The following is a 4337-nucleotide window of genomic DNA, read 5'->3' as shown; positions in this document are numbered from 1 at the left end:
CCCACATTCATCCGTACATGTACGGATGAATGTGGGAGGTGTTCGGATGAAGTTGCCAATCAAGGTAGCATAGTACTACGTTAACGTGCTCATGGCTGTGGGTTGGTTTAACCTACAGCCATGCTAAAGTTGCCAAAAGGGGCACAAAGGCCAATACGTTTGCGCCATGCCGGCACAGCGACCTGGCATCGTATGCACCGGCGGGATCATCGCTGGCCTGCAAGGAGGGCATATCCACGCGCTCATGGTCGCCGGAGGCCTCGTGATGCAGCACGCGCCGGGCGGCGACTGGAAGCGCGTCGATTGGGATGCGCTTGCCGCCTGGCTCGACAGATACGGTTACAAGGTCGCTGATTGCGAGACGGAGACCCTTCCGACCGCCGACGCGGCGAGTGGGAACGCAAGGGTAAGAACGCATCGTCGCTGAACCAGTGAGTCAGTATTCTTTAGTTGGATGATGGATATTGAAATTAATTAGCGAGATAATGTGCATATCTCATAATGTATGCGTTTCACCATGAGAGAGGGGTCTGTCATGAGCTGGAAACCGAGAAAATGCGTTATCGCCGGTCTCGTAACAACCGGTCCTGGCGGCGGCTTGTTTGCAACCGCAATGACATCGTACCGACTTTTCACTTACATGTTCTAAAAGGCGGTTGCCATGCTGTCGCAAAATCAATCGAGATACTTGAACACAATCGGCTTTGCCCTGCTTGCATTACTCTTTGCTAGCGACCTTTTGCTGAAACCGCCCAAGGAATTCGTTTCGCTTGCCATATCCTGCATTTCCGCCCTTTACTTTACGGCAACCCTATTCGTCGGACTAAAGGAGAGGAAAAAAGGCGCAGTCGCCGCATCCGCCGTAGGCGTGATCATAGCCATTGCATCATTCTTTATCTGACACATTGGTGATTTAGGGGCGATATCGTAGGAATACGACCGGGAGAGTCGGGACCAGATTGCCCGGGTCGCCCGGTCTTATTCCGCCCCGCGCCGCAGACGGCGCTCCGATTGCGCCGAGGCGTGACACGCGTGGGATCTTACCTATTTGTATTACGCGACCGCGAGGTGCCTCTTCTGCATGCGGAACTCCGTCAGGTACATGTTGATGATGACCTGATAGGGGACGTCCGTGCGGGCGGCCTCCGCCTTGAAGTAGTCGATGTTCTCGCCGTCGGTGTTCATGGTGACGCGGCGGCGCAGTTTGAGCTCTAATACATAAGGTCCCAGCTTGTAATACGTGAGCATATGACTACATTAACATGATCATGTATTATCGAGCGTCTGCTGCTCCGGATTCGCCCGCCTGTTATCTTGGGATCGACAGTTTCTTGCGATGAGGCAGACATGTACCAGAATGTCTTTGGATCCGATGGCCAGATCCATCTTGAGAACCAGGTCGGCTGCCAGCGCTTCAACCTAACGACGGGTGAGGCGAAGACGGTCGTCCCGATCACTAAGAATATGAGCACCATCTTCGGCAAGGATGGCGTGGAGACGAAGATTCAGGTGGGGCAGATGCGCCAACTGGACAAACCAGGATTTGGTTGGCTGTTTAATAAGCGCTAACGGTTGAGTTGTCGCAGCATAACCGCAGCTATAAATATGTGACCATATGACCATGCTAACATGTGCGCACAGTCATATGGTCACGGCTGTTGATTGGTGCCTTAGAAAAATTGAAATCGTCCCAACGAACCATCGTCAATCGTCCCAACGAACTATCGTCAATCGTCCCAATAAGTAATCGTTATTTGTCCCAACGACGCAGATAGACAGTATAATTTCAAGTGGATGATTGGAGGGAAAGGCGATGGATAGGTATATAAGACGGTGCGTCGACTGCTTGGTCGAGCGCGACCTTGGCATTTTCGGTGCCGTGCTCATTCAGGGGCCGAAATGGTGTGGAAAGACAACGACAGCCCAGAGATTTGCCGAGTCATCGTTATCTCTCTCCGACCCATCTGGCGGTTTTGCGGCCCTCCAGCTCGCTCGTCTCGATCCGGCCCAGGCAATTGTCGGACCGACCCCGAGGCTTGTCGACGAATGGCAGGAAGAACCGAAGCTATGGGATGCCGTGCGATTCGAATGCGATGCCAGGGGAGGGGAGCCAGGACAGTTCATTCTCACCGGATCTGCGACGCCGCGAGCCGAGAACCAGCCGATGCACAGCGGTGTGGGTCGAATCGCCCGTTTGCGGATGGATACCATGACGCTTTTCGAGCTCGGCATTTCGTCGGGAGCTGTCTCGCTTGGGGCGCTGCTCGCCGGCGATCCCGTTACGGCGTCACTCGGATCCATCGCCGGTATCGCCGGTATCGCGGATTTGCTCTGCCGCGGCGGTTGGCCCCAAGCGGCCGGTAAGACAACTGCCGACGCAATGCGGATAGCCGCCGCCTATATTGACGGTGTTTGCGAGTCTGACGTTTCGAGGGCGGATGGAGTGAAACGCGACCCGGTTAAGGTAAGGGCCTTGCTCTCGTCGCTTGCACGCAATGAATCGACTCTTGCCGGCATGAGGTCCATCGAAAGGGATTTGGGCGTTGACGTCTCAAAGAATACGATTACCGGCTACATGGACGCGCTGCGCCGTATCAATATCGTCGACGATGTCCCCGCGTGGCATCCGGCTCTCAGGTCGCCGGTGAAGTTGCGGCAGGGCGCGAAGCGGCACCTTGCGGACCCATCGCTCGCCGTCGCCCTCATCGGTGCGGACCCGGAGTCGTTGTCATCCGATCCGAAGACCCTTGGCTTGCTCTTCGAATCCCTCGTGCTGCACGATCTCAAGGTTTACGCGGCGGCCAGCGATGCGACCGTATCTCACTACCACGACGCTGACGACCTGGAGGTCGACGCGATTGTCCATCGTCGTGACGGCTCGTGGGTTGCCATTGAGGTCAAGCTTGGGAGCCCCCAAGTCCCAGAGGCAGTGGAAAATCTGCTTCGACTCGAACGAAAGCTGGTCGATCGCGGGGAGAGGCCACCTGCGGCGAAACTCATCGTCATCGGGTTTGGTATGCCGGCTCACGTAACTAGCGAAGGCATCGTTATTGCTCCGGTCGATACGCTCGGAATCTAAAGCTATTTGCATTTCCAGAAATCATCTAGAAGGCGTCTAGAGGATTTCTGGAAACAACCGGTATTTTGATCTGGGCTAAGAAAGGTTGCGGGTCCAAATTCCGTGCTGCGTGGAGCCGGTGATTTTGTTCAGGAACTCGCGCTGCTCCTCGGTTGCGAGGATGTAGGTAGAGCAGCCACTGAGCATCTGGTCGACGTCTGTGATTCCGGACGCCTCCCATCCCAAGATGCTGACGGCCTTGAGCGTCAGGCAGTTGAGGAACATGTAGGACGTGTTCTCGACGTTCGAGGTGTCAAGACGGTCGAGATCAAAAAGCTCCGTGACGCTTGAGCATCCCCTGAACATGCCCTCCAGGGTCGTGCAATCCGATGTATCGAGTTTCGATAGGTCGATTGGGTCAGACCGTCGAACAGGTATCTACCGCTCTCTGGATCCCAGGTATCCAGGACAACGACCTCACGGATTCGATTCCTGTAGGAATACCATGGTTGCTTTCCGAATTCGTCCGTGTGTGTACGGATGAATGCGGGATTCGATACCCCGGCGGCCTGATCGGCAGGCCGCCGGGAACTCTCACTCCTCGATAAAAGCCGGCACTCGGTTAGTCCTGCGCATCTTGAAATCGCCAGTCTCGTGGGAGACGTAGAGAATGCCATCCATCCCATCTCGCGATGCATATGAAAGGTGGACAGAACCGCAATCCGCTCCATCATTGTCGAGAAGATCGAACGAATTCGGGTCGCTCGTTGCGGCCAAACGACCACTCAGACAAGAGCCATCGTCATTACAGATTTGCCATTCCATGTCTTCGCCTGCAAGAATCGCCATAGACGTCCTGGTCGCGCCATCGTTGGCATACATCCCGTCTATGCCAAACCCATTTTCAGCGCCATCGATGAACGACTGCTCGGACCTATACTTCGCGAATGATGCGCATAGTGCCATTGCAAGACCGATTACAAGGCCAACAATCGCTATCTTTGCATAGCCCTTGCCTATCATGTCATTCACCTCCCTCGTATGTATCGAGGTATTCCTGCTTGAGCGTCTGCGAGGACGACTTGATCTTTTCCACGAGCGTGCCGGCCTCGATGAAGTAGAACGAGTCGGTGAGGTCTGCCAGGTCGTCGAGCAGATGGCTTGAAATGAGCACGCTGCGTCCCCGCGCCACCTCGCTGCGCATCGCGTCGCAGGAGGTTTTCCGCTTTCCCGGATCGAGGCCGTTCAGCGGTTCATCGAGGATGAGGTACGGGCAATC

The 4337-nt window shown here is 55.3% G+C and carries 6 protein-coding genes and 1 pseudogene; 3 read left to right on the top strand and 4 right to left on the bottom strand.

Annotated elements, in window-relative coordinates:
• Positions 1-661 precede the first annotated feature (661 nt).
• On the top strand, positions 662-901 hold the full coding sequence (locus DWV43_RS09795; RefSeq protein WP_117818421.1) for a hypothetical protein: 240 nt from the start codon (positions 662-664) through the stop codon (positions 899-901).
• A gap of 152 nt (positions 902-1053) precedes the next feature.
• Here DWV43_RS09795 and DWV43_RS09790 read toward each other — a convergent pair whose 3' ends face one another.
• Positions 1054-1248 (bottom strand): hypothetical protein, encoded by a 195-nt coding sequence (locus DWV43_RS09790; RefSeq protein ID WP_089572638.1) that lies wholly within the window; start codon positions 1246-1248, stop codon positions 1054-1056.
• A 99-nt stretch (positions 1249-1347) separates the two neighbouring features.
• Between DWV43_RS09790 and DWV43_RS09785 the strand changes: the two genes are divergently transcribed.
• Positions 1348-1569, top strand: coding sequence for a hypothetical protein (locus tag DWV43_RS09785; RefSeq protein WP_117818419.1), 222 nt, complete (start codon positions 1348-1350; stop codon positions 1567-1569).
• Positions 1570-1813: 244 nt separating this feature from the next.
• Positions 1814-3079: an ATP-binding protein gene (locus DWV43_RS09780; protein WP_117818417.1), complete on the top strand. Its 1266-nt coding sequence runs from the start codon at positions 1814-1816 to the stop codon at positions 3077-3079.
• A gap of 75 nt (positions 3080-3154) precedes the next feature.
• Here DWV43_RS09780 and DWV43_RS09775 read toward each other — a convergent pair whose 3' ends face one another.
• The 3 genes and pseudogenes from DWV43_RS09775 to DWV43_RS10450 all read right to left on the bottom strand — a co-directional run.
• Positions 3155-3472: a BspA family leucine-rich repeat surface protein gene (locus DWV43_RS09775; RefSeq protein WP_255413614.1), complete on the bottom strand. Its 318-nt coding sequence runs from the start codon at positions 3470-3472 to the stop codon at positions 3155-3157.
• Positions 3473-3652: 180 nt separating this feature from the next.
• Entirely contained in the window at positions 3653-4081 is a 429-nt protein-coding gene (locus DWV43_RS09770; RefSeq protein WP_117818413.1) for a hypothetical protein, read from the bottom strand.
• A gap of 1 nt (position 4082) precedes the next feature.
• Positions 4083-4337 (bottom strand): annotated as a pseudogene (locus DWV43_RS10450) (hypothetical protein); the annotation flags it as partial.

It is taken from the genome of Collinsella sp. AF05-9 (assembly GCF_003465595.1).
In the GTDB taxonomy this organism is placed as follows: domain Bacteria; phylum Actinomycetota; class Coriobacteriia; order Coriobacteriales; family Coriobacteriaceae; genus Collinsella.
Note: the sequence above shows the minus strand (reverse complement) of the source record. Positions and strands in the feature narration are given on the sequence as shown.

Coding starts and splice junctions, on each gene's coding strand:
- DWV43_RS09790 (WP_089572638.1), bottom strand. CDS start 1,248: ATGCTCACGTATTACAAGCTGGGACCTTATGTATTAGAGCTCAAACTG.
- DWV43_RS09770 (WP_117818413.1), bottom strand. CDS start 4,081: ATGATAGGCAAGGGCTATGCAAAGATAGCGATTGTTGGCCTTGTAATC.
- DWV43_RS09785 (WP_117818419.1), top strand. CDS start 1,348: ATGTACCAGAATGTCTTTGGATCCGATGGCCAGATCCATCTTGAGAAC.
- DWV43_RS09780 (WP_117818417.1), top strand. CDS start 1,814: ATGGATAGGTATATAAGACGGTGCGTCGACTGCTTGGTCGAGCGCGAC.
- DWV43_RS09795 (WP_117818421.1), top strand. CDS start 662: ATGCTGTCGCAAAATCAATCGAGATACTTGAACACAATCGGCTTTGCC.